We start from the raw sequence: 23,615 nt of genomic DNA on the forward strand, positions 1-23,615 counted from the left end.
GTCTCATGGCCAACATCATTTGGACCGGGCTAGTGCTAGGTTCGGTCTACGCACTTGTGGCAACTGGGTTCACCATCGCAATGGTCCCGACGGGCGTCTTCAACTTCGCTCAAGGGGCAATCGTGGTGGCGGGTACCTTCTTCACCTATCAGTTCCTGTCGGTTTCGGGCGTCGCCACTGGCTGGACACTTGCCCTGACGACGTTGATAGGCGCGGGAGCGGGGCTTCTGTGCGAGGTATTGACTGTCCGACCCCTCAGATGGGCCCGTGGTTCGGTCGACAACGCCATGGTCACGACTGTGGGCGCGTCGACCGCGATCATCGGGCTGGTGGGCGCAAATTGGGGATACGTTCCGTTACTCGTGCCGTTTCACGGACCGAGCGGCTTTCTTCACTTACTCGGTGCCGTAACAACGCCGATCCAGATCATCACGGTCGGGTCTGCGATTGCTGCTGCACTTGGGTTCGAAGCGCTCTTTCGCTTCACTCGGCGCGGCCAGGCTTGCCTGGCCGTCGCCGAAGACCGCGACCCCGCGATGCTCCGAGGCGTCAACGTCAGCACGCTTTCAATCGCGGCTTTCTCCGCAGCCGGAGCATTCGGCGGTCTCGCGGGTTTTATCATCGGCCCGACTACCTATGCGGATGCATCACTCGGTGCCACATTGGCGCTCTACGGGTTCGTGGCCGCGGCATTTGGAGGGCAGGGCAGCTTCGCTGGCGGACTCGCCGGCGGCTTCGTGGTTGGCATAGTCGCGACGTTCGCATCCACTTACCTAGGAGCCAACTACAGCGACCTTGCCGTGCTGGTGCTGCTGCTCGTCACCTTGGGGCTACGGCCGCAGGGGCTTGGAAAGGGCGGTGCTCATGCCCGGATTGTCTAAGCGGAGCGCGGACAAGGCCAAAAGCGTGAATCAAGGTCCCGAGCAGCGCTCGGAGGCCGCAGCATGGCGCCGCTACTGGGCGCGATGGCTCCTTGGCGAGAGGTTGCCATTTGCCTTGCCGATGGTTCTGGCGCTCGCCGTGATTCTCTTCCCGTTTTGGTCGGGAAGCAACTACTGGATGCTTGAGATTCCACTCATCCTGTGCTTTGCGCTGGTGGTGAGCGGAGTAAACCTCAGTTTCGGGTTTGCCGGCGAATTGCAGCTCGGGCAGGTCTTCATGTTCGCCATTGGTGCCTACATCCCGATGGTGCTCGCCACTCAAGGGGTTACCACGGACGTCATCGTGCTCATGGTCGTTGGTGCCCTCGTTGCGACGGTCTCCGGAGTGTTCGTCGCGGTGCCGGCCATGCGGATCGGCGGTTGGGCACTAGCGATGGCGTCGTTCTTCTTAGTGATCACGATTCCGGACCTGACGAGCATCTTTCAGAGCGACACGGGCGGGCTCAACGGGCTTACGAACATCCCGAATCCATCGCTGTTCGGAATTCCTCTAGGTGAGACAGGGTTGTTCGAGGTTACGGCGGTGGTGACGGTACTGTGGTTTGCTTGTTACCGTAACCTAGTGACATCCCGCTACGGGGTTGTGTTTCGTGTGCTGCGCGAATCACCGGTCCTGACGCAGTCACTGGGCTTCTCGACATTCCGACTCAAGACCAGCGTGTATACGCTGGGCGCCCTGCCGGCCGGAGTCGCCGGCTGCCTCTACGGATTCCTCACGCTGGTGCTTGAGCCCACGGACTTCGGCTTCAACCTTGGGATCGGGACGGTCGCCGCAAGCCTCTTCGGCGGCACCGAGAGCGTGTACGGGGTGTTGTTCGGCGCGGCAGTCCTCCAGCTAGGCCCGGAGAAGTCGGCGGTGTTTTCCAACTACTCGCCGGTCGTGTATGGGGGATTCCTGATCCTTGCGGCTGTGTTGCTGCGAGGAGGTGTTGCCAGCCTCGGCAAGGTCGGGCTTCACAAGGTTGCGCTATGGCTCGATCCAAGTCTAGCCTCAGAGACCATCTTGGACGCTAACCCGGGCGTTGACAGCGGCTTTGACCGGCTGACGCATCACGGCCATCGCCCGGCCCATGAGTCCCGAACGGGGTCGGGGCTCGTGAAGCTCATGGGGCAGCGTCTGGACGTTACCGGCATCAACATGTCTTTCGGAGGCGTTCGAGCACTGCAGGACGTTACATTGAGCGCAGAGCCAGGTCGCGTTACCGCTTTGATCGGCTCCAACGGCTCCGGCAAGACGACACTGCTCAACGTCATTTGCGGGTACGCGAAGCCTCAGTCCGGGTCGGTTACGCTTGACGGACAGGACCTCTTGCGGAAGAAGCCCCACCAGATCGCGCGCCTGGGGATCGGACGGACGTTCCAGACCCCGGCAATCCCCCGCGGTGTATCCGTTCGTGACGTTGTGGCCTCAGGTCGTTACGCGAAGGATCACCTGGGCTTCCTAGCATCGATTTTCCGCGTGCCACGGTACTGGCGAGCGCAACGCGCTGACCGCCGCGAGGCGATGGCGCTGCTCGATCGCGTCGGTCTCGCGGGTATCGCCGCGCAAGAGGCCGCAAGTCTGCCGTTGGGAACACGCCGGCTGGTTGAGGTGGTGCGTGCACTCTGCGCCGGCCCGGGCCTGATCTTGCTGGACGAGCCCGCCTCCGGACTCAACGAAGAAGAAGCGACACGACTGGCGGCGCTCGTCGGGATGATGGCTCAGGCGGGCGCGGCGGTAATCGTAATCGAGCATAACTTCCGGTTCATACGCAGCATCTCGCATTCCATCAACGTCCTGCATCTTGGGCGCCTGATCGCGACTGGGACCGCTGAGGAGATCGCCGAGGACCGTCAAGTGATCGAGAGTTACCTAGGCGAAGCTCATGGGAAGTCGGGATCGGCTGACCGGCACGAGCGGACCGAGCAGTCTGTCGTCGCGACGGCCACATCGGCTGAGCCGCTGCTCGTTGTTGAGTCGTTGGAGTCCGGTTACGGAGACCTGCGCGTCCTGCGCGGCCTCTCGCTGTCGGTCGCGCCCGGCAGCATCGAGGTCATCTTGGGCCGAAACGGGGTCGGCAAGACGACGCTTCTCTCAGCGCTTGCTGGGTTGCTGCCAACATGGACGGGGTCGATCACTCTGGGTGGCCGGCCCGTACACCGCCTTGCGCCGTACCGCCGAGCAGCAGCAGGCATCGTTCTGGTGCAAGAGGGCAAGCGGATCTTCCGTCAGCGCACCGTCTGGCAGAACGTGATGCTTGGTACCTACACCCAGAAACTGAACCGGAGAGACCGCGAAGCGCTCTGCCAACAGGTATTGGCCGGGTTCCCGGCGCTTCTGGGCCGGCTCAGCGAGCGGGCCGATGGGCTGTCCGGCGGTCAGCAGCAGATGCTCGCCATCGCGCAGGCGCTCGCCTCTAGGCCAAGTATCCTCCTTCTCGACGAACCATCCGCCGGTCTCGCGCCCGCGATCGTTGACGAGCTCTTCGGTCGGCTTCGGAGCCTCGCCGACGACGGGCTGAGCATCCTGTTGGTCGAGCAGCTCGCCGACAAGGCGATCGCGATCGCCGACCACGTCACGCTGCTCGACGATGGGCACGTGGTGACGTCGGGCCCGCCGTCACAGTTCGCCGACGCTCAGGCACTCGAGAGCGCGTATTTCGGGCTCTAACGACAAGAGGAGCCGGCATGTTCAAAACGAACGCACTAGTCACGAAAGGACCCAAGCAGGGTTTCCGGCGCACACGAATCGAACGACGCGATGTCGGACGGCTCGACGTGCTGATTGACATCGCCTATTGCGGCATATGCCACTCCGACGTCTCCTACGTCGACAACGAATGGGGCCGGACCATCTTCCCGCTGGTGCCGGGCCACGAGATTGCCGGTGTCGTGTCGGCGGTCGGCAGTGACGTCACCCGATTCTCTCCCGGCGATCGCGTGGGTGTTGGGTGTCTCGTCGACACATGCGGCGAGTGCCACAACTGTCTGGCTGGGCACGAGAACCACTGTCAGGGACAGCGTACGTCGACCTACAGCTCGCGTGATCGAGACGGACGCGCCACAGACGGTGGCTACAGCGAACAGATCGTTGTGACGGAGGACTTCGTCGTACGAATCCCTGAGACCCTCTCGCTCGAGACGGCCGCACCACTGCTGTGCGCCGGCATCACCGTCTACTCGCCGCTGACTCGCTGGGGCGCAGGCCCCGGAACCCGAGTCGGCGTACTCGGCCTCGGCGGCCTCGGCCACGTCGCACTCCAGATCGCGCGCGCGCTTGGAGCACGAACGACCGTCTTCGACCTCGACCCGGCAAAACGTGACGACGCTCTCCGGCTCGGCGCCGATGCTTACATAACAGCCACGGACTCGGCATCTCTCGAGGCGCTGGCCAGCTCTCTGGATCTCATGATCTGCACGGTCCCTGCGAACCTCGACCTCAACACCTATCTCGCGATGCTGGACGTAGACGGCAAGTTCGTCGTCATTGGCGTCCCGAGTAAGGCCCTGACGATCGACGCGTTCTCATTGATCATCAATCAACGCGCGTTGGCAGGGTCGCGGATCGGCAATCTCAAGGAGACCCAGCAGATGCTCGACTTCTGCGCCGCCCACCAAATCGGTGCCGAGGTCGAGGTGATCTCGGCCGACGAGGTTGAAAGAGCCTACGGGCGCGTGCGCGCGGGAGACGTACGCTTTCGGTTTGTGCTCGACACCTCCACGATCCGGACGCTGGGAGAGGAAAGCAAACGCGCGTCGTCGCTGGTGGCTTGACGAGGTGGCTCACGCGGAGTAACGTGGTTCGTTCCGATTTAGGATCGCTAATTCGCAAATCCGAACAGGTTTGAGTGAGAAAGTGAAACAGGCAGGAAACGCGACAGGCGCAGCCGTCGGCGTGGACGACGGACTCCACACCGTGATCGAGCGCGACAAGATCTTCGTCAACGGCAGCTGGCAGCAGTCAACAAGCGACGAGGTCATCGCCGTCATCAACCCTGCGACCGAAGAGACGCTCGCGGTCGTCCCGAAGGGCACGTCTCAGGATGTCGAAGCCGCCGTGACGGCGGCTGCAGGCGCGCTCGAGAGCTGGGGAGCATCGTCGCACGACGAGCGCGCGGCGGTCCTCAACAGGATGGCCGACCTGATCGACGAGCGCGCAAGTGACATCACGCGAACGATCGTCAGTGAGATGGGCCAGCCCGAGCGTCTGGCAGCGGCGCTACAGACAGCCTCGCCCGCGGAGAACCTGCGCATCATCGCCTCGAGTATCGAGGAGGTCGTCTGGAGCGAGCAGATCGCGAAGACGAGTGTCCAGCGGCTCCCGGTGGGGGTAGTCGGTGCGATCACCCCCTGGAACGTTCCGCTCCTGATGATCTGCATGAAGGTCGGCGCGGCGCTATCCGCCGGATGCCCGGTGGTCTTGAAGGGCAGTGAGATCGCGCCCTTGAGCTCATTCATCTTTGCCGAGATCGCACAGGAGGCAGGAGTGCCGGACGGGGTCCTGAACCTCGTCAGCGGCACCGGGCCAGAGGTCGGCGAGGCACTGGTCTCGCACCCACTCGTCGACATGGTCTCTCTCACCGGTTCTGTGAGGGCCGGTCGGCGCGTAATGGAGCTCGCAGCCCAATCAGTCAAGCGAGTGGGGCTCGAGCTTGGCGGGAAGTCGGCGAACATCATCTTTGAGGACGCCGACTTCGACAGAGCGGTCGCTGACGGAATTGCCGATGCGTTTCGGAACGCCGGACAAGCTTGCGGTGGATTGACCCGCGTTCTGGTCCCCGAGCGACGGCTGGCGCAGGCGGCCGAGCTGGCTGTAGCGACGGCACAGGGTTTCGTCGTGGGCGACCCGTTCGACCCGGCGTCGACGATCGGACCCGTGGCGACGGAGGGCCAGCGCGACCGCATCCGTGGCTATATCAACACGGGCATCGCGGAAGGAGCAGCACTCCTGACCGGCGGACCGGAGGCGCCTGTCGGGCTCGACTACGGGTTCTACGTGAAGCCGACCGTCTTCACAGGAGACAACACGATGCGTGTGGCCCGCGAAGAGATCTTCGGACCCGTCGTTGTGATCATCCCTTTCGCCGACGAAGCGGACGCTATCCGTATTGCCAACGACTCGCCCTACGGTCTCGCCGCCGGAATCTGGTGCGGAGAGGACGAACACGCAAGACTGCTCGCTTCCAAGCTGCGTGTGGGGCGCGTGCGCATCAACGGATCAGCGGTGAACCGCCGCGCGCCGCATGGGGGCTTCAAGCTCTCCGGCATCGGCCGGGAATGGGGCCGCTTCGGGATTGAAGAGTTTCTCGAGTATCAAGCTGTTGGTTAGCGCCCGAGTGCAACCACGCCCATTCATTTTCAGAACGAGGAGAACGACCCAAATGACCACGGTTTCCGAAGAGCAGCGCACGGCTCAGTACACGACCGCGACAGACATCTTCGTTGGCGGTGAATGGCGCAAGTCATCCGCCACCGAGACGATCGCGGTCATCAACCCGGCAACCGAGGAAACGATCGGCGAGGTGGCTCGCGGCACCGCCGAGGACGTAGATCTCGCCGCCAAGGCGGCCGCCGCCGCATTCGACGGCTGGTCACAGACGCCGAACGGCGAGCGTGCCGCCGCGATTCACCGGCTTGCAGATCTGCTCGAGGTCCGTGGCGACGAACTCACGAAGCTGATCGTCAGCGAGGTTGGACAGCCCATTACGTTCGCAGTCGGATCCCAGACTGACGTCGCCGTCAGCGACCTCAGACACTTCGCCGACGCAATCAACGATGTCGCGTGGGTCGAACTAGTCGAGGACTTCATGGTCCGTCGTGAACCTGCCGGCGTCGTCGGTGCCATCGCAGCATGGAACGGACCGCTGCGCTCAGTAGCCCTGAAGGCGGGAGCGGCGCTCGCTGCCGGATGCACCGTCGTTGTCAAGCCGAGCGAGATCGCCCCGCTCAGCGCCTACGTCTTCGCGAACCTCGTGAACGAGGCGGGGATCCCCGCAGGCGTCTTCAACCTCGTCAGCGGAGAGGGTCCCGTCGTCGGCGAGGCGATCGCCTCCCACCCGCTGATCGACGTCGTCTCACTGACCGGCTCAGTTCGGGCCGGAAGCCGCGTGATGGAGCTCGGCTCCCGCTCGATCAAACGAATGGCACTCGAACTCGGGGGAAAGTCCGCCAACGTCATCCTCGAGGACGCAGACCTCGAGCAGGCAATCAACGTCGGTTTGGACGACGCTTTCCGCAATGCAGGTCAGGTTTGCGGTGGTCTGTCGCGCACGCTCGTTCCCAGAAGCCGCTTGGCCGAAGCTGAGCAGATCGCTGTCGCGAAAGCCGAGAGCTTCCTGATGGGCGATCCGCTGGACCCCAGCACAACGCTGGGGCCCGTGATCACCGAGCGCCAGCGCGAACGGATCCGCGACTACATCCGCTCAGCTCAGACCGACGGCGTGCGCATGCTGGTCGGCGGAGCGGAACAACCCGAAGGCTTCGACTGCGGCTACTACATCAAGGCGACCGTCTTCTCCGGCGACAACCACGACCGACTCGCCCAGGAGGAGATCTTTGGACCCGTCAACATCATCATTCCCTTCGACAGCGAAGCCGACGCGATTGGGATCGCAAACGATTCTTCCTATGGTCTCGCTGGCGCAGTCTGGAGCGGCGACCCGGAACATGCGCGCGCCGTTGCCGCCCGGCTGCGTACAGGGCGCATCCGCATCAACGGCACACCAATCAACATGAAGGCCCCGCACGGCGGCTTCAAGCTGTCTGGCATCGGGCGCGAGATGGGGCGCTACGGAATCGAAGAGTTCCTTGAATACAAATCCGTGATCGGATGAGCCCGTCGCACGCAGACACCGCCGCGATCGCCCGCAAGCAGGCGATTACCGCCTACGCCCGGGCAATGACGAGCGCCACGGCGAGCTTCGAGACGATCGAGATAGAACGGCGCGAACTCGGCCCCCACGACGTGCTCATCGAAATTGCCTACGTCGGGATCTGCCACACCGACGTGCACCACGCGCGCGCGGAATTCGGACACACCCACTACCCGATCGTCCCCGGCCACGAGATCGCAGGGACCATCTCAGCGATCGGGAGCGACGTGGCCAAGTTCACGGTTGGCGACGCGGCAGGCATTGGCTGCCTCGTCGACTCCTGCCGAGAATGCAAAGAGTGCAAGGCCGGCCAGGAGTCCTACTGTCGCACCGGCAAGGTCCTGACCTACAACGGGATCGGGCGCGACGGCGGAGTGACGCTCGGCGGCTACAGCGAACGCATCGTCGTCGACGAGCGCTTCGCTGTCCTGATCCCGTCAGCGATGCCGTTGCATCAGACCGCACCGCTTATGTGCGCCGGAATCACGATGTATCAACCGCTGCGGCACTGGGGAGCGGCGTCAGGCAAGCGCGTCGGGATCATCGGGTTCGGCGGGCTCGGTCATATCGGCGTGCAGATCGCTCACGCACTCGGCGCGCACGTCACCGTGATCAACAAGACCGAAGAGCAGGCCGACGACGCCCGCCGAATGGGCGCCGCCGACTTTCGCATCACGTCCGACGCGCGCACGTACAGCGAGCTTGCCGGCTCGCTCGACCTGATCGTCTCCACCGTGCCGGCCAGCTACGACATGAATGCTCATCTGAACCTGCTCGATCAGGACGGTGTCTTCGTCAACCTCGGTGTGCCCGAAAAGCCACTCAGCATCGAGCCCTATTCGCTGCTGACACACCGCCGATCACTAGCCGGCTCCATGAGCGGTGGCATGCCCGAGACCCAAGAGATGGTCGACTTCTGCGCCGAGCATCACATCGGTGCGGAGGTCGAGATCATCGAAGCTGGCTACATCGACCAGGCGTTCGACCGGCTCGTCGCAAGCGACGTTCGCTATCGCTTCGTCATCGACGCAAGCACGTTCGCGTCCGACTAGCAGCAGGCTGCGAGATGACCAACGCCGCACGTAAGAACCTGACGCTCGCGCTGGCCGACTATGCCTCCGCCACGACCGTCGAGGACATGCCCGAAGAGGTCCGGGAACGCGGCCGCCAGATCGTGATGGACGAACTGGCCTGTGCCGCATTCGGTCAAACGCGTCCTGCGGGGCAACTCGCCACGCAGTATGTCGCCAGCATCGGTGGCCCCGGACCGTGTCGCGTTCTAGGAACCGCGGTCCGGACAACGGCCCCGTACGCGGCGCTGGCCAACGGCACCGCCGGTCACGCCGACGAGGTTGACGGCGCCCATGTTGTCGGCGGACATCCGGGCGCCACGATCGTGCAAGCCGTGGCGGCGGCAAGCGAGCACCGAAGAGCGACCGGTGCGGATCTGCTGAACGGGGTCGTCCTCGGTTACGAGATCGGCAACCGGCTCATCCGCGCCTGCGGCGGCGTCTTCGGCGTCAAGTCGCGTCTTCATCTTCACGCGGACTTTTTGCACGCCATTGGAGCCGCAAGCGCTGTAAGTCGCGTCTTGGGACTCGACGCGGAAAGACTCAGTCACGCCATGGCGCTTGCCACCTTCCAGGCCAACGGTCTCTGCTCGCTGTTCCAGGAGCGGCGGCACATCAGCAAATCGTTCTGCAACGGCCAGTACGCCTCCGCCGGCATCAGCGCCGCACTTCTCGCGGCGGCAGGGTTCGAAGGTTGCGAGGACGTGATTGGCGCGGCCGACGGGGCACTCGAGGCATGGGGTCTGCAGGACGCGCGCGACATTCTCATGGAAGGGCTGGGCGCCGACTTTGCGGTGATGGGAGCCAACTTCAAATTCACAAACGCCGGCTATCCGATCCATGCTGTGGTCGAAGCGGCCATGACGCTCGTCGCTGAGCATTCGATCGATCCCCAGGACATCCGAGGCGTCGAAGTGGGGATGCCGACCAACGCCATGCGCGTGGTCGACAGCCGCAAGATGCACAACATCTGCGTTCAGGACATGCTCGGCGCCGCGCTCGCGCAAGGCGGCCTATCGCTGCGCACCAGCCCGTTCCCGAAGATCCTCGAAGACGACCTGTATCAGAGGATCCGCGCTGTGATCGTCGTGGCGCCGGACGCAGAGCTCGACGCCGAGCTGCCAAACGGCCGTGGCGCCAGAGTCCAAATCGTCACACGCGACGGCGCCGCGGTCGTTCACCGCGTCGACTGGCCAAGGGGTCACAGCGCCCGAGGCGGCACAACCTGGCAGGACCTGGCCGGCAAATGGCGTGACGCTCTGCCCACCCTCGACGTAGACACGCTCGTCAGCCTGTGCCAAGGCCTCGAGAACATCGACGACGTCGACGAACTACTACGAATCTTCGACGGCGCTGCCAGCGCTTAGCGCGCGACTCGCCGGAGAGCAAACCGAACCAGAACGCGGAGGAGAGAACCATGTCAACCATTGAAATCGGCGAAGGCATAATGAGCGAGCTGATGGGCGAGGACTACCTGCCCAAGCGCGCAGCACAGCGCGACAGCTTCAACGATGTGCTGCAGGACTACTCGGCTGAGGTCTGCTTCGGCCGCGTCTGGTCACGCGACGGACTGGATCGCAAGCTGCGCAGCGTGATCAACATCGCGATGCTCGTCGCGCTGAACCGGCCCAACCAGCTACGCCACCACCTTGAGGGTGCCCTCAACAACGGTTGCTCGGTTGAAGAGATCAAAGAGATCCTGCTGCAGACCGCGGTCTACTGCGGGCTGCCCGCGGCAAGCGACGGATTCCGGATCGCCGACGAGCTCATGCGTGAGCGCGGGCTCGCGAGCTAGGCACGTCCACAGCTACTGAACCACCAAGGATTGGAAGGAAGAAGCGATGAAGATCGGATTCATCGGGCTCGGAGCCATGGGACGCGGGATCGCCGCCAACCTCCAGAGCTCCGGCCACGACCTAGTGGTCAACGACCTACGGCGAGAAGCTGCGGCAACCTACATCGAGAACGGGGCGACCTGGGCCGACACGCCACAGGAGCTCGCCTCCCAGGTCGAGCTGGTGTTCACCTCGCTCCCGACACCGCAGGATTTCGAAGCCGTGGCGCTCGGCCCTAACGGTCTGGCCTCAGGCTTTCGCGAAGGCAGCGTGTGGTTCGATCTCACGACCAACTCGGTCGAGATGATCCGCAAGGTGCACGCGATCCTCGCCGAGAAGGGCGTCCACTTGATGGACGCTCCCGTGAGCGGCGGCCCGAAGGGCGCGGCCAACGGCCGGCTGGCGATCTGGATCGGCGGCGACCGTGACGTCTACGACAGCCACACCGAGATTCTCGCCACGATCTCCGATGACGCACGCTACATCGGCGACATCGGCGCCGGTACCATCGCAAAGCTGACCCACAACATGGCCAGCCTCGCGATCAACGCCGTCGTTGCCGAGGTGCTCACCATGGGGGTCAAGGCCGGCGTGGATCCGCTCACGCTCTGGGAGGCGATCCGCAACGGCGGCGCCGGCCGGCAGCGAGCATTCGACAACATCGGCCGCCGCTTCCTGCAGGGCAAGCTCGACACACCGAGCTTCCAACTGCGCCTGGCCTACAAGGATGCGCAGCTGGCGATGCAGCTCGGCCGCGAAGCGGGCGTGCCCATGCGGCTCTGCAACCTCACGACGATGGAGATGACCGAGGCGCTGAACCGCGGCTGGGGCGATCGCGACAGCCAGTCCTTCTTGCAGCTTCAGCAGGAGCGTGCCGGCGTGCCGCCGTTCAAGCTCGCAGAGGAGGACGTGGCACGCGTCTACGCCCAGCAGGCCGAGTCCGGCTACAACGTCCGGTAGGCGAGGATGTCCACCGACAAACCCCCGTTCGTACTGATCCACGGAGGGCGACACGGCGGATGGGCGTGGAGAGAAATCGCCCACCGTCTCCGCGGACTGGGTCACGAGGTGTACACACCGACGCTCACCGGGCTCGGTGAACGTGCGCACCTCGTGAGCCGGGAGATCGGGCTCGATACGCACATCAACGACATCGCCGCCGTCTTCAAGTACGAAGACATCGAGGACGCCATCCTCGTCGCCCACAGTTACGGAGGAATGCCCACTGCCGGCGCGATGGAACACATCGCCGACCGTGTGCGCTCGGTGATCTGGCTCGACGCCCACCTGCCGAAAGAGGGCGAGTCGATCTTCGACCTGATCGGCGGGGAACGAGCACGGCGCATGATCGGGATGTCCGAAACCGATGGCGAAGGCTGGCTCGTCCCAGTCTCAGACGCGAGCTGGTGGGGTCTAACCGACCCCGAGCAGATCGCCTGGGTCAACTCCAAGACGACACCGCAGCCGATCAAGACCTACACCGACAAGATCGGAACGGTCGACCGCGCATGGTCTCACCCGGGCCTAGCTATCGAGTGCAGACCATCGCGGCTGCCCGAGGTCGACCTTGAAAGACAGCGCACGCGCGCCGCCGAAGAAGCCACATTCGACTACATCGCGCTCGACGGCTGCCACGAGATCATGGTCACCGATCCCGATGCCCTGATGGAGATCTTCGCGGGCGTCGTCAGCGGCGCGGTGGCGCCTTGACAGCGGTTGGGGCCACGCATATTCTGTTCGTATGTGCGAGGCTTAGATCGGAATCGCGAACGAAGGAGACAGATGACAGCTTCAAAGGATGACCTTGGGGTCATCGAAAGCGAACTCGCACGCGGCCGCTTCACGGATGAAATGCTCGCCGAGATGCGGGCGTTGATCGGCACGGAACTCCGCACCGAGCTGTCCGTCAACAACGAATACGCGGACCGGCACGCAATCCTGCGCTTCACCGAAGGAATCGGTGATGACAACCCCCTGTGGACCGATCCGGAGTACGCAGCAGGCAGCGTCTACGGCGGAATCGTTGCGCCCCCAAGCTTCATCTTCGCCTGCCTCGGCTCGGTTCAGGTGGGCTGGCGCGGGCTCGGCGGATTCCATGCCGAGACGAAATGCACGTTCCACAAGCCGATCCGCGAAGGCGACCGCATCCTCGCGACCGTCGTATTCGACGGATTCGACGGACCGACAGACAGCAACTTCGCAGGACGACGGATCAAGGACTACCTACGCCAAGAATACCGCAACCAGGATGGTGAGCTGGTAGCCACGTTCATCTGCTCGCGTGTCAGATTTGAACGCACGGAGGCCCAGTCCCGCTCCAAGGAACGCGAAGTCGAGATTCCTCACCCCTGGACCGACGCCGAGATCGAGCAGATCGAATCGGACATTATGGCCGAGACGCCACGGGGCTCAGACCCGCGCTACTGGGAGGACGTCAACGTCGGCGATGAGTTAGACCTGATCACCAAGGGGCCGCTCGGAATCACCGACTTCATCGCATACGTCGCCTCTGGCGCTGCCCCCATCCCGCGCATCTCCGCCCACCGCGTGGCGCTCAAACGATACCGCAAGCATCCGAAGTGGGCCTACCGCGACCCGCAGACCAAAGCACTCGAGCCGGTCTACTCGGTCCACTACAACGACTACGCGGCCAGGCTTCAGGGTGCGCAGGCGGCCTATGACGTGGGGATTCAGCGCACCTGCTGGCAGATCCACTCGCTCACGAACTGGATGGGCGACGCCGGCACGCTCAAGGCCGCTGACTCGCAATACCGGGCACACGTCTACCTCTCCGATGTGATCCGTCTCGGTGGACGCGTGACCGGCAAGGAGATCGACGCCGACGGCGATCACGTCGTTCACGTGGAGACCTGGGCAAACAATCAGCGCGGCAAGAACGTGATGCCCGGGATCGCGACAATCGCCTTGCCACAGCGCGATGCCACGTGATCGGTCCGTGGTCCCTGGCGAGGTGTCAGGGACCACGGATGCGCCAAGCGATCGCGGGCCCGCGCCCTTGAAGTTCCAGCACGCGACGCCGGCGTTCAGGACATTCTGCGGAGAGGACGCTCTCGCCGCACTACCTGGGCAACTCGACCGGCTCAAGCTCCGACGCGCCGTGATCGTCTGCGATCCATCGATTGCTAGCCGTCACGCCGAAGCTCTGCAACGCGTCGAATCTGCGTTGGGGGAGCGTCTAGTCGGGAGATTCGACGCTGTCGAACCACACAGTCCAGTGCGGACCGTGCTCGATGCCGCCCGAGTGCTCGAGGATCAGTCGGCCGATACCGTCGTCGTGGTCGGCGGCGGATCCTCAATTGTGACCGCGCGCGGCGCGTCGATCGTCGTAGCTGAAGGATCGAACCTCCGCGAGTTCTGCACGCGGCGCGACGAAGATGGGAAGTTCATCAGCCCGAGGCTGACCGCTCCGAAGCTCCAGCAATGGATCGTCCCGACGACGCCAACCACTGCCTACGCGAAAGCCGGCTGCGCGCTCAGAGACGAAGCCACCGGCGACAGGCTTGCGTTGTTTGATCCGAAGCTGCGGGCACAAGCCATCTTCCTCGACCCCACCTTGGCGCTCACCGCTCCCGTACCCGTGACGCTCGGCGCAGCACTGAACGCATTCGCGATGGCCGTCGAGGGCTTACAGTCGAAGCTGGACGACCCCCTGACAGAAGCGCTATTGATGCATGCCCTTCGGATGCTCGGAGATTCGATCCCGCGGCTCGTGCGCCAGCCCGAAGACGATCAGACACGGCTGCAACTAATGCTCGCCTCGGTGCTCTCGGGCCAAGGAAGCGACTATGTTGGCGGCGGTCTCGCGCAAGCGCTCTCGCACGCGACCGGACCGCGGTCAACCACATCGAACGGCGTCGTCGAGGCGCTTTTCCTTCCGCACGTGATCAAGTACAACGCCCCGGTCGTCAAGCACGGACTCGACAAGGTCGCCAGCGCCCTCGGCTATGCGGGCGGCGAAGCGGACTCCGGCACGGAAGCAGCGGTGGCAGGGGTCGAGCGGGTGCTTGAGGCAGCCGCAGTGCCGCGACGCCTGCGTGATGTTGGCGTGGACGGTGACGCGCTCGCTGACATCGCACGACACGTACTCGAAGACTGGACAATCAGCCGCATCCCGCGCACCGTTACCCGCGACAATGTCGAGACGCTGTTAGGCGCCGCGTGGTGAAGGCAGCGCATCGGTCGCGCCTGTCGCGACCGGAGCCGACATCGGCTCAACACAGCCAGCATCGCAACGAGGAGTACGGATGACGGAAGATGTGAGCACCGAAGTCGACGGAAATGTAGCCATCGTCGAGATCCATCGCGGTCCCAACAACTTCTTCGACGAGGAGTTGCTCGGCCAAATCGCCAAGTCAGTGCTGGCTCTGGATGAGCGCTCGGACGTCAGGTCGGTGGTGCTCTGCTCGGAGGGCAGGCACTTCTGCGCAGGCGCCGATCTACGAGATGCGACCGCCGACAGCATCCGACGCATGTATAGGCATGCCTTTGCGCTGTTCACCGCACGGCGTCCGATCGTAGCCGCAGTTCAAGGTAGCGCCGTGGGTGGGGGACTCGGCCTTGCGCTAGCCGCAGACTTCCGAGTTGCGCGTCCCGACAGCCGGTTCACTGCGAACTTCGCTCGCATCGGCTTCCACCAAGGATTCGGCCTGTCAGTCACGCTCCCTTGGGTGGTCGGCAGCCAGACAGCCAAGAATCTCCTGTACACGGGCCGCGCAGTTGCGGGCACCGAAGCTGCTGAACTCGGGCTCTGTGATCGAGTCACCGAGGGCGACGTCCGTGACGCTGCGTTGGAACTCGCAACTGAGATCGCAGGTTCGGCACCTCTCTCGCTGGTCGCAATCAGAGCAACAATGCGGCGCCGACTCGTCGCCGAGGTTTCCGCCGCCCTCGACCTCGAGGCCGACGCTCAGACCGCGTTGCTGGGGACCAAAGACTTTGCGGAGGGGGTGTCGGCGTCTATTGCGCGGCGGGATCCCATCTTCACGGGGACGTGATATCGATGACGTCGCAAGCGAAGCCGCAGGCACGCGATGTAGTCTCTCGACGCATGCCGCAGAACCATCGGACTGTGGATCGCGTCACACGGATCCTCGAAGAGGTCGTATACAGGCCCGGAATGACGTTCGCGGAACTCGCGCGAGCGGTGGATGCCCCGAAGAGCTCGGTGCATGGATTCGTCGGCGGTCTACTGACCCAGGGCTGGCTCTACGAGACCGACCACCGTTTCTATCTCGGCCCGGCTGTCTACTCGCTCACGCTCGCTAGTGGTCACATACGCGCGGGGTCGGTCTCGCACGCAGACCTCGAGGCTCTTCATGAAGAGACGGATGCAGCCGTATTTCTTGGCACGCTCGCTGGAGATCATTTGATCTACATCTCCCAAGTCGGAAGCGATCCCGTAGCAGGCTTCGAAGCTCGCTCGAACATTCGCCGTAGGCCGCTGGAGACTGCAGGAGGCAAGGCGCTGCTGGCCGCTTGGCCGGAGATGGAGCGCGAAGCCTACCTGCGCCGGCGTGACCCGTCCGAAGCTGAATCCGTGCGAGGCTTCTTGGAGGAGCTCCGGGAGATTCAGCAGACCCGGATAGCGAGAAACGTTCGGCAGGGCGGCAGCCGGTTCGCTATCGCAACGACCGTGTACGGCCAGTCCGGGGCCCCGGTGGCCTCCGTGACGCTGGTCGGGCCAACAGCTCAGTTGGAGCCTCGAGGAGCAGAGCTGGCCGAGGTTCTGCTCAAGCGCGTCGACTCGTGGCAGCACCGCTCGGTCCAAGCGCGCGAAGCGATCTGAGGGAACTCGGCGAGCCGTGGCGGCACGCTAGGCCGACCCAGGCCTGCGCGAGTACCTAGCCCTTCGCGCGCTCTCCTTGACAGTGGCGGCCGGGGAAGATTACACTGTTCAGCAACTCGACCGCATATTCGTAATTACGGATAGCGCTTGAGGGGGCTTGAGGTCGGCGTCCCGAGAGCTCTGAAAACGACCGCTGTAAGAGGGCACGATGATGTCTGCTGCTCAAGATTCCCAGGAAGTCAGGATGCCCGCAACCGCCGCGTCGGTCGGGTCGATTGTCAACAGTGTTAACTGGGGTGACCAGATCGGGATCGAGCAGGTACGCGGGGCGCCGTTCCGGATGTACACCCATCGACCCCGTCGGCTGACCGAGGTGCTTGAGCTCGCGCATAGCTGGGCGCAGCGCACATACCTCGTCCAGGGCGAGCGAGAGGTTAGCTTCGACGCGTTGCTCGGCAGCGTCGTTCGCAAGGCAACAACGCTTGCGGAGAGCGGGGTCAGCGCCGGAGACCGCGTGCTGATGCACGGCTGGAACAGTCCCGACTGGGTCATCAACTTCTGGGCCTGTCAATACCTGCGCGCCGTGCCCGCACTGGCTAACGCATGGTGGAGCAAAGCCGAGGTCGCAGATGCACTCGCACTGGTCGAGCCTAAGACAACTTTGGCCGATCCCCGCTGTGCGACCAGTCTACCCCCTAAAGCCAAACGTGCCATCTGGGAACTTGACATGACCCAATCCGGAAATGGCGCCACTGCTGCGCCTAGCGACGGCGACGAATCTGATGCCGCCGTCATCATCTTCACCTCCGGCACCGCAGGCAAGCCCAAAGCAGTCGAACTCTCCCACAGATCGCTTCTGGCTAACCTCCAGATGCTACTGCAGGTCACCCATCGGCTGCCTCACGAGGTTGATGAGAACTCCGGCGAGGTCGTGCTGCACACCGGGCCGCTCTTTCACGTCGGTGGCCCCCAGATGCTGCTGCGCTCAGTCGTCGTAGGCCACACCGTGATCATGCCATCCGGTCGCTTCGACGCGGGAGAGGTGCTTGCCTTGATCGAGCGTCACAAAATCGCTCGATGGGCTGCCGTTCCGACGATGGTTACGCGTGTGCTCGACCACCCGGACCTTCACAAGAGAGATCTGAGCAGCCTGCGAGCACTGACGACCGGTGGCGCTCCGATTCATCCTGAAATGTTGGAGCGAGTCCGCCAAGAGTTCCCGGGGGTGAGGACGGGCGTGCCCACCGGCTACGGACTGACCGAGAACTGCGGGCAGGCCACGGCAGCGTCTGGCAGGGACACGCTTAATCATCCCGGCTCGGCCGGCCGGCCGCTGCCGCTGGTCGAGATCGGGTTCGAACCGCACCAGGACCTGCCAGACCCGGAAGTCCTGATCCGCTCCGCGACGCAGATGACACGCTACATCGGACTCGACGAGTCTCCGATCGACAGCGAGGGCTGGTTGCACACTGGCGACTTGGGACACTTCGACGAGGATGGTCGGCTGTGGATCACCGGACGCGCAAAGGATCTAATCATCCGCGGTGGCGAGAACATCGCACCGGCAGCGGTCGAACGCGCACTGATAGCCGTCCCCGGCGTGACGGAAGCCGCAGTGGTCGGCATCCCACACCCGGAATATGGCGAAGAAGTCTGCGCGTTCGTAGTCACGGACGGAACGCACACGAGCGAGACTCTGACCGAACGGCTTAAGGGGCAGCTCGCGTCATTTGCGATACCGAGCGTCTGGTATCTGCGCCGCGAACGTCTGCCGACGAACCAAACCGAGAAGGTCGACAAACCCGCGCTGCGCGAACATGCGATCGCTGAACGGGGAGCCGGCAGTCGGTCAACAAGCCTAGGTCGTGCTGGACGCGACAGCACCTAAAGATGGGGGTAACGGAAGTGTTTGCTACTGATACTCTGGGCCAGGGCGCGTTGACCGGCATCACGGTGCTGGATCTAGGGCAAGCGTTTATGGGCCCGTACTGCGCGCTACTACTGCAACGGCTGGGCGCCGACGTGATCAAGGTGGAGCCGCTGAAGGGAGAGCCATACCGGCGGCCGACTGTTCGCAAGGGCACCGAGATGATGCAGTTCGGTCTGCTCAATGCCGGCAAGCGCAGCGTCAGCCTCGATCTCAAGAACCCTGAGGGACGGGAGCTGTTTCTGCGGCTCGCCGCAACCGCCGACGTGGTTATCCAGAACTTCGCGCCCGGCACATTCGATCGTCTCATTGGTGTCGATGCAGTGCTGGACGCTAATCCACGGCTGATCCTCGCCTCGGGTAGCGGTTACGGGAGCACGGGCCCCTACCGATCGCTGCGTGCCATGGATCTGACGGTCCAAGCGATGTCTGGCGTCATGGCGACCACCGGGTTTCCTGACGGGATTCCGGTGCGCACGGGCCCGTCGGTGGTCGACTTCATGGGTGGCGCCCACCTCACCGCGGCGGTGCTCGCTGCTCTCGTGCAGCGCTCGGTGACTGGCAAGGGTCAACACGTCGAGGTTGCGCTTTATGACGCGATCCTTCCATCTCTCGCTTCGAACATCGGAGGGTACCTCGACAACGACGGAGCGATCCCAGAGCGCACCGGGAACCGCCATGGCGGGTTGGAGGTTTCCCCGTATAACTCGTACAAGACTCAGGATGGTTGGGCCGCGATCCTCTGCCTGCACGATCGTCACTGGGCATCGCTATGCAGAGCGATGGAGCGCCCCGAACTGATCGAGGATCCGGCATTCAAGACCGGACGTGCACGTGCCGCATCCATCGACCGCGTCGATGCGGTCGTCGAGGCTTGGACGTCGACTCGAACTACCGACGATGTGATCATGGTATTGAGCGACGCCGGCATCGCCTGCGCTCCTGTGAAATCCCTGAGAGAGGTCATCACCGACCCACAAGTAGCTGAGCGCGGGATGCTGAGGTACCACTCCCGTGAGGATCGAGACTGGTGGACGCTCGGCAGCCCGCTGCGCCTTTCCGACTCGCCTGCGCCCGAGGAGAGCGAGGTCCCGAGGCTGGGTGAGCACACCGCCGAAGTCCTTGCAGAACGACTTTTGCTCGAGAGGAGTGAGCTCGAAGCCCTTGATGCCTGCGGAGTCACCGGTACTGGGACCGAGGTCAAAGACGGCTATCACGGCCGCTCATCGCTCGCGCTCGTGGACACCGCCGATTCGTAGTTGGGGTTGGAGATGAGGGCGCCTGAACCAGGCGATGGGACCGGCATCTACCGGGTTGAGCTTCCAACGTCATTTCCTGTCGGGCCGGTCAACTCGTACCTGATCGAGGACGACCCGCTCACGCTCGTTGACGCCGGGCCGAACGCTGCCACCACCCTCGTCGCGCTCGAGGACGGTGTGGCAGCGTTGGGCCACAAGATCAACGAGATCGAGCTCATCATCGTCACCCACCAACATCTGGATCACATCGGTCTGGTCGGCTTGCTGGCAGAAAAGACCGGCGCCGAGGTTGCCGCCCTCCAAGAGCTGCAACCGTGGCTGGCCTCCTACGACCAATCGATCCGCGCGCAACACCGATACATGCGCGAGACGCTTCTAACCCATGGCGTCCCAAGGGACATCTGTTTGGTGGTCGACGCGATGAATCGGCGTTCCAGCGGCTGGGGTGCCCCCGTCAACGTTACGATCCCGCTCGTCCCCGGACAAGAGTTACGCCTCGGCACCCGTACCTTCACGGTTCTACACCGACCCGGCCACTCGCCATCCGACACGGTGTTCTGTGACTACGACGCACGTGTCATGATCGGTGGTGACCACCTGCTTGGCCACATCTCGTCCAATCCCGTGCTGACGCGGCCGCTCGACGGCCGGGAGCATCGACGACCACAGGCACTTGCCACCTACCTGGACTCGCTCGGGAAGACCGCGACCGAGCCAATAGACGTGGTCTACTCTGGGCATGGCGACCCAGTACACGCACACGCGGAACTGATCAAGACCCGTGTTGAGATGCACCGGCGTCGCTGCGAGCGCTTGCTTGAGCTGATCGAAGCACGTCCGCGGACGGCGTTCGAGCTCGCCCGCGAATTATGGCCTGACGAAGCCGTACGGCAGGTGCAACTGACGATCTCAGAAGTACTGGGTCACGTCGATCTTCTGATCAACGCGGGCGATGTTTTCGAGCTGCAAGGAGAAGGCGGTCAAATCGAGTTTCTCCGGAGCCACTAGGAGCCGTAAGCGGCATGCCGAAGTCGCCTTTGCCGTCGATCGTTCCTTGCGCCGGGCGGACTGCGCTCGTGGTTGGTGGCACCGGGCCCTCTGGCCCAGACTTGGTCGAGGGACTGTTACAGCGTGGATTCGAGACGACGATCTTCCATAGCGGGACGCACGAGGTCCCACTACCCGAGGAGGTACGACACATCCACGGCGACCCGCATTTCCCCGAAACGATCGCCAAAGCGCTTGGCGGCAGCGAGTTCGACGTCGTGATTGCGCAGTACGGCCGACTGCGCCACATAACCAACTACTTCAACGGTCGCACGGGACACATGGTCGCCGTCGGCGGTGCAATGACACCACTGGCACCCCGGTTCGACCCACGTTGGGGCGCGATGGGTCGACCTGCCATCGTACGCGAAGATCAGCGGCCGCTGATCGCCACCGAGTCCGACGGCAAACTCGGCTACCGCATTGCTGAAGCGGCAGAACAATTCCTCGCTGCCGGCCAAAGCGGCGCGTTCGACGCCACATACATTGCCTATCCGACGCTCTACGGACCACGACAACCGGGTTCGCCCGAGTGGGCCATTGTCCGCCGGATCCTTGACGGCAGACGCCAAATCATCGTTCCCGACGCCGGGCTCCGCCTCGAGTCGCGGGCGTTTGTTCGCAACGTGGGCCTCGCACCGTTGGCGGCCATTGACAACCAGTCGATGGCCGCCGGTAAGTCCTATGTTGTCACCGACAACGACATTTACACGGTGCGGCAACGGATCGAGTTCATAGCGCAATACATGGATGTCGAGGTCGAGTTCGTCGACATGCCCTTCGACATCGCCACACCAGCACATCCTCTGTACCGGTCAGGGCCTGAGCATCGTGCAACGCGGGGCGACGCGATAAGGGAAGAACTCGGATACTGCGAACGGTTCGACACCGCTACCGGAATCGCCCAAACGGTCGACTGGCTCCGGTCCGCCACAGCGCGCGAAATTGACGAATTGGAGTCGCAACTCGGCGACAGCTTCGACTACGACTTCGAAGACGTGCTAATCGACTCGTGGCGGCGGATGATGGGTGTACTTCCGCGGTCGGCGGACTCGGATTACAGGTACTCGCACGTATACAGGCACCCTACCAAGCCCGGCGAGGCATGGCGGAGAGCATGAGTATCTGCGCTCGGTGCTGTGCCACGAGGTACGTGTACTGCGCTACGCCGCGCCGTAGAACCGCGGCGCGGATCCCACCGCGTCCACCAGATCAACCAGCGGCCTGACCCGCACCCCGAGCCGCGACCCCTGCCAACGCAACCTCCCCTCCGACCGTGTCGAGCAAGAACTCGCAGCACTCGCCGCCGCCGGCCGCGGCCATCGCAGCCAGACCGTCACCGGCGGCGGTCCCGCCGAACTCTGCACCGGCGCACCGACACACAGTGCCTGACCCGGACGTCCTCAATGGCAGCCGTTGCAGCTAGCCTCAGACCCTTCGGTCGTTAGGTCGTTCGTCATGCAATCACCAATCCCGGACGACGCCGCGATCACCATCCAACGTGTCCGTCAACAAGCGCGATCATCCGGGCGCTCGGGCGATGCATGGGCTCAGGCCGACGGACGAGCAGGGAGGGGGAGCGAAAGGTGCGCCACCCAGTGGCGAGTGCGCGCAGTTTCCACTGGGTGCTTAGTGCTCCGCTACATAAATAACCTAACGTATTAGCATCCGGCCCACGCCGTAGCGTGTCTGGCATCCTGTCCTCTCATGAAGTGACGTTGATGCCGAGGCACAGCCCGTATCGGATCGAGTTGAGCGACGAGGAACACGCGGTCCTGGAGCACGTCGCGCGCTCATATACGTTGCCGTACTGGCAGGTTATACGTGCTCAGATGGTGCTGATGGCGGCCCAGGGGATGCGCAACGACCAGATCGCTGCCGAGCTTCGCTGTCGGCGCGAGGTGGTCTCGCAGTGGCGAAAGCGGTTCTTCGAGCAGCGCCTGGGCGGCCTCGAGGACCGGCCACGGCGCGGTAGACCGCCGACTTTTCCCCCCTCAGGTGCGGGCTGAGGTGATCCGCCTGGCGTGCGAGCGACCCGTCGACAGCGAGGTGCCGCTGGCGCGCTGGTCCTCCAGCGAGCTGGCCGCTGAGGTGATCTCGCGCGGGATCTGCGAGCAGATCTCCGGGGTGACGGTCTGGCGCTGGCTGTCTGAGGATGCGATCAAGCCGTGGCAGTACCGCTCGTGGATCTTCCCACGGGACCCCGAGTTCACCGCCAACGCCGGCCGGATCCTCGACCTGTACGCCGGCCGCTGGGAGGGCGAGCTGCTGCATCCCGGCGACTACGTCGTCTGCTGCGACGAGAAGCCCTCGATCCAAGCCAGACGCCGCAAGCATCAGACGCTCCCGTCCGCGCCCGGCATCGGCCGCGGGCAGCGCGTCGAGCACGAATACGAGCGCAACGGCGCGCTCTGTTACTTCGCCGCCTGGGACGTCAAGCGCGCCAAGCTGTTTGACCGCTGCGCCCCGGCCGACGGGATCGAGCCGTTCGATGCGCTGGTCGAGCAGTTCATGACCGTCGAGCCCTACAGCAAGGCGAGACGCGTGTTCGTGATCGTGGACAACGGCTCCGCGCACCGCGGCAAGAAATCGATCAGACGACTCCAAGGCCGATACGAAAACCTGATCCTGGTCCACACACCGGTCCACGCGAGCTGGCTCAACCAGGCCGAGATCTACTTCTCCATCGTCCAGCGCAAGGTCCTGACACCCAACGACTTCGCCGACCTCGCCACGCTCCAGCAGCAGCTACTCACGTTCGGCCGCCGCTACGAGCACATCGCCGCGCCGTTCGAGTGGAAGTTCACCCGCGCCGACCTCGACCGCCTCGCGCACCGCCTCGACCTACCCGCCGCCCACGCCGCCTGACTCAATACGTG

General features: G+C 63.8%; 19 protein-coding genes and 1 pseudogene. All 20 read left to right on the plus strand.

The features are described from left to right. Positions 1-5: 5 nt before the first annotated feature. The 20 genes and pseudogenes from M3M54_RS14955 (at position 6) to M3M54_RS15050 (ending at position 23,604) form a co-directional block, all read left to right on the plus strand. Positions 6-881, plus strand: a complete 876-nt coding sequence (locus M3M54_RS14955; protein ID WP_249019825.1) for a branched-chain amino acid ABC transporter permease — start codon at positions 6-8, stop codon at positions 879-881. Beyond that, positions 847-3,591, plus strand: a complete 2,745-nt coding sequence (locus M3M54_RS14960) for a branched-chain amino acid ABC transporter ATP-binding protein/permease (protein ID WP_249019826.1) — start codon at positions 847-849, stop codon at positions 3,589-3,591. Before M3M54_RS14955 ends, M3M54_RS14960 begins: the two co-directional genes overlap by 35 nt. A gap of 17 nt (positions 3,592-3,608) precedes the next feature. Further along, positions 3,609-4,694, plus strand: coding sequence for an NAD(P)-dependent alcohol dehydrogenase (locus M3M54_RS14965; protein ID WP_249019827.1), 1,086 nt, complete (start codon positions 3,609-3,611; stop codon positions 4,692-4,694). An 82-nt stretch (positions 4,695-4,776) separates the two neighbouring features. Beyond that, entirely contained in the window at positions 4,777-6,249 is a 1,473-nt protein-coding gene (locus M3M54_RS14970) for an aldehyde dehydrogenase family protein (RefSeq protein WP_249019828.1), read from the plus strand. Between the two features lie 52 nt (positions 6,250-6,301). After that, positions 6,302-7,753, plus strand: coding sequence for an aldehyde dehydrogenase family protein (locus M3M54_RS14975; protein ID WP_249019829.1), 1,452 nt, complete (start codon positions 6,302-6,304; stop codon positions 7,751-7,753). Further along, positions 7,750-8,844 (plus strand): NAD(P)-dependent alcohol dehydrogenase, encoded by a 1,095-nt coding sequence (locus M3M54_RS14980; protein WP_249019830.1) that lies wholly within the window; start codon positions 7,750-7,752, stop codon positions 8,842-8,844. The genes M3M54_RS14975 and M3M54_RS14980 overlap by 4 nt, the downstream gene beginning before the upstream one ends. Positions 8,845-8,858: 14 nt before the next feature. Next, positions 8,859-10,229, plus strand: a complete 1,371-nt coding sequence (locus tag M3M54_RS14985; RefSeq protein ID WP_249019831.1) for an MmgE/PrpD family protein — start codon at positions 8,859-8,861, stop codon at positions 10,227-10,229. A gap of 50 nt (positions 10,230-10,279) precedes the next feature. Continuing rightward, entirely contained in the window at positions 10,280-10,657 is a 378-nt protein-coding gene (locus M3M54_RS14990) for a carboxymuconolactone decarboxylase family protein (protein ID WP_249019832.1), read from the plus strand. Between the two features lie 46 nt (positions 10,658-10,703). Then, positions 10,704-11,657 (plus strand): NAD(P)-dependent oxidoreductase, encoded by a 954-nt coding sequence (locus M3M54_RS14995; protein WP_249019833.1) that lies wholly within the window; start codon positions 10,704-10,706, stop codon positions 11,655-11,657. A 6-nt stretch (positions 11,658-11,663) separates the two neighbouring features. Continuing rightward, positions 11,664-12,407 (plus strand): alpha/beta fold hydrolase, encoded by a 744-nt coding sequence (locus tag M3M54_RS15000; protein WP_249019834.1) that lies wholly within the window; start codon positions 11,664-11,666, stop codon positions 12,405-12,407. 72 nt (positions 12,408-12,479) lie between these two features. Continuing rightward, positions 12,480-13,646, plus strand: coding sequence for a MaoC family dehydratase N-terminal domain-containing protein (locus tag M3M54_RS15005; protein ID WP_249019835.1), 1,167 nt, complete (start codon positions 12,480-12,482; stop codon positions 13,644-13,646). A gap of 22 nt (positions 13,647-13,668) precedes the next feature. After that, a complete protein-coding gene (locus M3M54_RS15010) occupies positions 13,669-14,883 on the plus strand; it encodes an iron-containing alcohol dehydrogenase family protein (protein ID WP_371878682.1) in 1,215 nt (404 codons plus the stop codon). A 79-nt stretch (positions 14,884-14,962) separates the two neighbouring features. Next, a complete protein-coding gene (locus M3M54_RS15015; protein WP_249019837.1) occupies positions 14,963-15,712 on the plus strand; it encodes an enoyl-CoA hydratase/isomerase family protein in 750 nt (249 codons plus the stop codon). 74 nt (positions 15,713-15,786) lie between these two features. Beyond that, positions 15,787-16,503, plus strand: coding sequence for an IclR family transcriptional regulator (locus M3M54_RS15020; RefSeq protein ID WP_249019838.1), 717 nt, complete (start codon positions 15,787-15,789; stop codon positions 16,501-16,503). A gap of 211 nt (positions 16,504-16,714) precedes the next feature. After that, a complete protein-coding gene (locus M3M54_RS15025) occupies positions 16,715-18,391 on the plus strand; it encodes a class I adenylate-forming enzyme family protein (RefSeq protein WP_249019839.1) in 1,677 nt (558 codons plus the stop codon). Positions 18,392-18,408: 17 nt separating this feature from the next. Beyond that, positions 18,409-19,689: a CaiB/BaiF CoA-transferase family protein gene (locus M3M54_RS15030; RefSeq protein WP_249019840.1), complete on the plus strand. Its 1,281-nt coding sequence runs from the start codon at positions 18,409-18,411 to the stop codon at positions 19,687-19,689. Between the two features lie 12 nt (positions 19,690-19,701). Beyond that, on the plus strand, positions 19,702-20,697 hold the full coding sequence (locus M3M54_RS15035; protein WP_249019841.1) for an MBL fold metallo-hydrolase: 996 nt from the start codon (positions 19,702-19,704) through the stop codon (positions 20,695-20,697). 101 nt (positions 20,698-20,798) lie between these two features. Next, positions 20,799-21,857 carry a hypothetical protein gene (locus M3M54_RS15040; RefSeq protein WP_249019842.1) on the plus strand — a complete coding sequence of 353 codons (1,059 nt, stop codon included), beginning with the start codon at positions 20,799-20,801 and terminating at the stop codon, positions 21,855-21,857. A 600-nt stretch (positions 21,858-22,457) separates the two neighbouring features. Next, a pseudogene (locus M3M54_RS16750) lies at positions 22,458-22,658 on the plus strand (helix-turn-helix domain-containing protein); the annotation flags it as partial. Then, positions 22,612-23,604, plus strand: coding sequence for an IS630 family transposase (locus M3M54_RS15050; protein WP_256465855.1), 993 nt, complete (start codon positions 22,612-22,614; stop codon positions 23,602-23,604). The pseudogene M3M54_RS16750 and the gene M3M54_RS15050, both read left to right, overlap by 47 nt. Positions 23,605-23,615 lie beyond the last annotated feature (11 nt).

The organism is Conexibacter sp. S30A1 (assembly GCF_023330665.1).
Classification (GTDB): Bacteria; Actinomycetota; Thermoleophilia; order Solirubrobacterales; family Solirubrobacteraceae; genus Palsa-465.

What these genes read in the sequence shown, in the direction of transcription:
- M3M54_RS14955 (WP_249019825.1), top strand. Translation starts at nt 6, where the DNA reads ATGGCCAACATCATTTGGACCGGGCTAGTGCTAGGTTCGGTCTACGCA.
- M3M54_RS14965 (WP_249019827.1), top strand. Translation starts at nt 3,609, where the DNA reads ATGTTCAAAACGAACGCACTAGTCACGAAAGGACCCAAGCAGGGTTTC.
- M3M54_RS14975 (WP_249019829.1), top strand. Translation starts at nt 6,302, where the DNA reads ATGACCACGGTTTCCGAAGAGCAGCGCACGGCTCAGTACACGACCGCG.
- M3M54_RS14980 (WP_249019830.1), top strand. Translation starts at nt 7,750, where the DNA reads ATGAGCCCGTCGCACGCAGACACCGCCGCGATCGCCCGCAAGCAGGCG.
- M3M54_RS14985 (WP_249019831.1), top strand. Translation starts at nt 8,859, where the DNA reads ATGACCAACGCCGCACGTAAGAACCTGACGCTCGCGCTGGCCGACTAT.
- M3M54_RS14990 (WP_249019832.1), top strand. Translation starts at nt 10,280, where the DNA reads ATGTCAACCATTGAAATCGGCGAAGGCATAATGAGCGAGCTGATGGGC.
- M3M54_RS14995 (WP_249019833.1), top strand. Translation starts at nt 10,704, where the DNA reads ATGAAGATCGGATTCATCGGGCTCGGAGCCATGGGACGCGGGATCGCC.
- M3M54_RS15000 (WP_249019834.1), top strand. Translation starts at nt 11,664, where the DNA reads ATGTCCACCGACAAACCCCCGTTCGTACTGATCCACGGAGGGCGACAC.
- M3M54_RS15005 (WP_249019835.1), top strand. Translation starts at nt 12,480, where the DNA reads ATGACAGCTTCAAAGGATGACCTTGGGGTCATCGAAAGCGAACTCGCA.
- M3M54_RS15015 (WP_249019837.1), top strand. Translation starts at nt 14,963, where the DNA reads ATGACGGAAGATGTGAGCACCGAAGTCGACGGAAATGTAGCCATCGTC.
- M3M54_RS15025 (WP_249019839.1), top strand. Translation starts at nt 16,715, where the DNA reads ATGTCTGCTGCTCAAGATTCCCAGGAAGTCAGGATGCCCGCAACCGCC.
- M3M54_RS15035 (WP_249019841.1), top strand. Translation starts at nt 19,702, where the DNA reads ATGAGGGCGCCTGAACCAGGCGATGGGACCGGCATCTACCGGGTTGAG.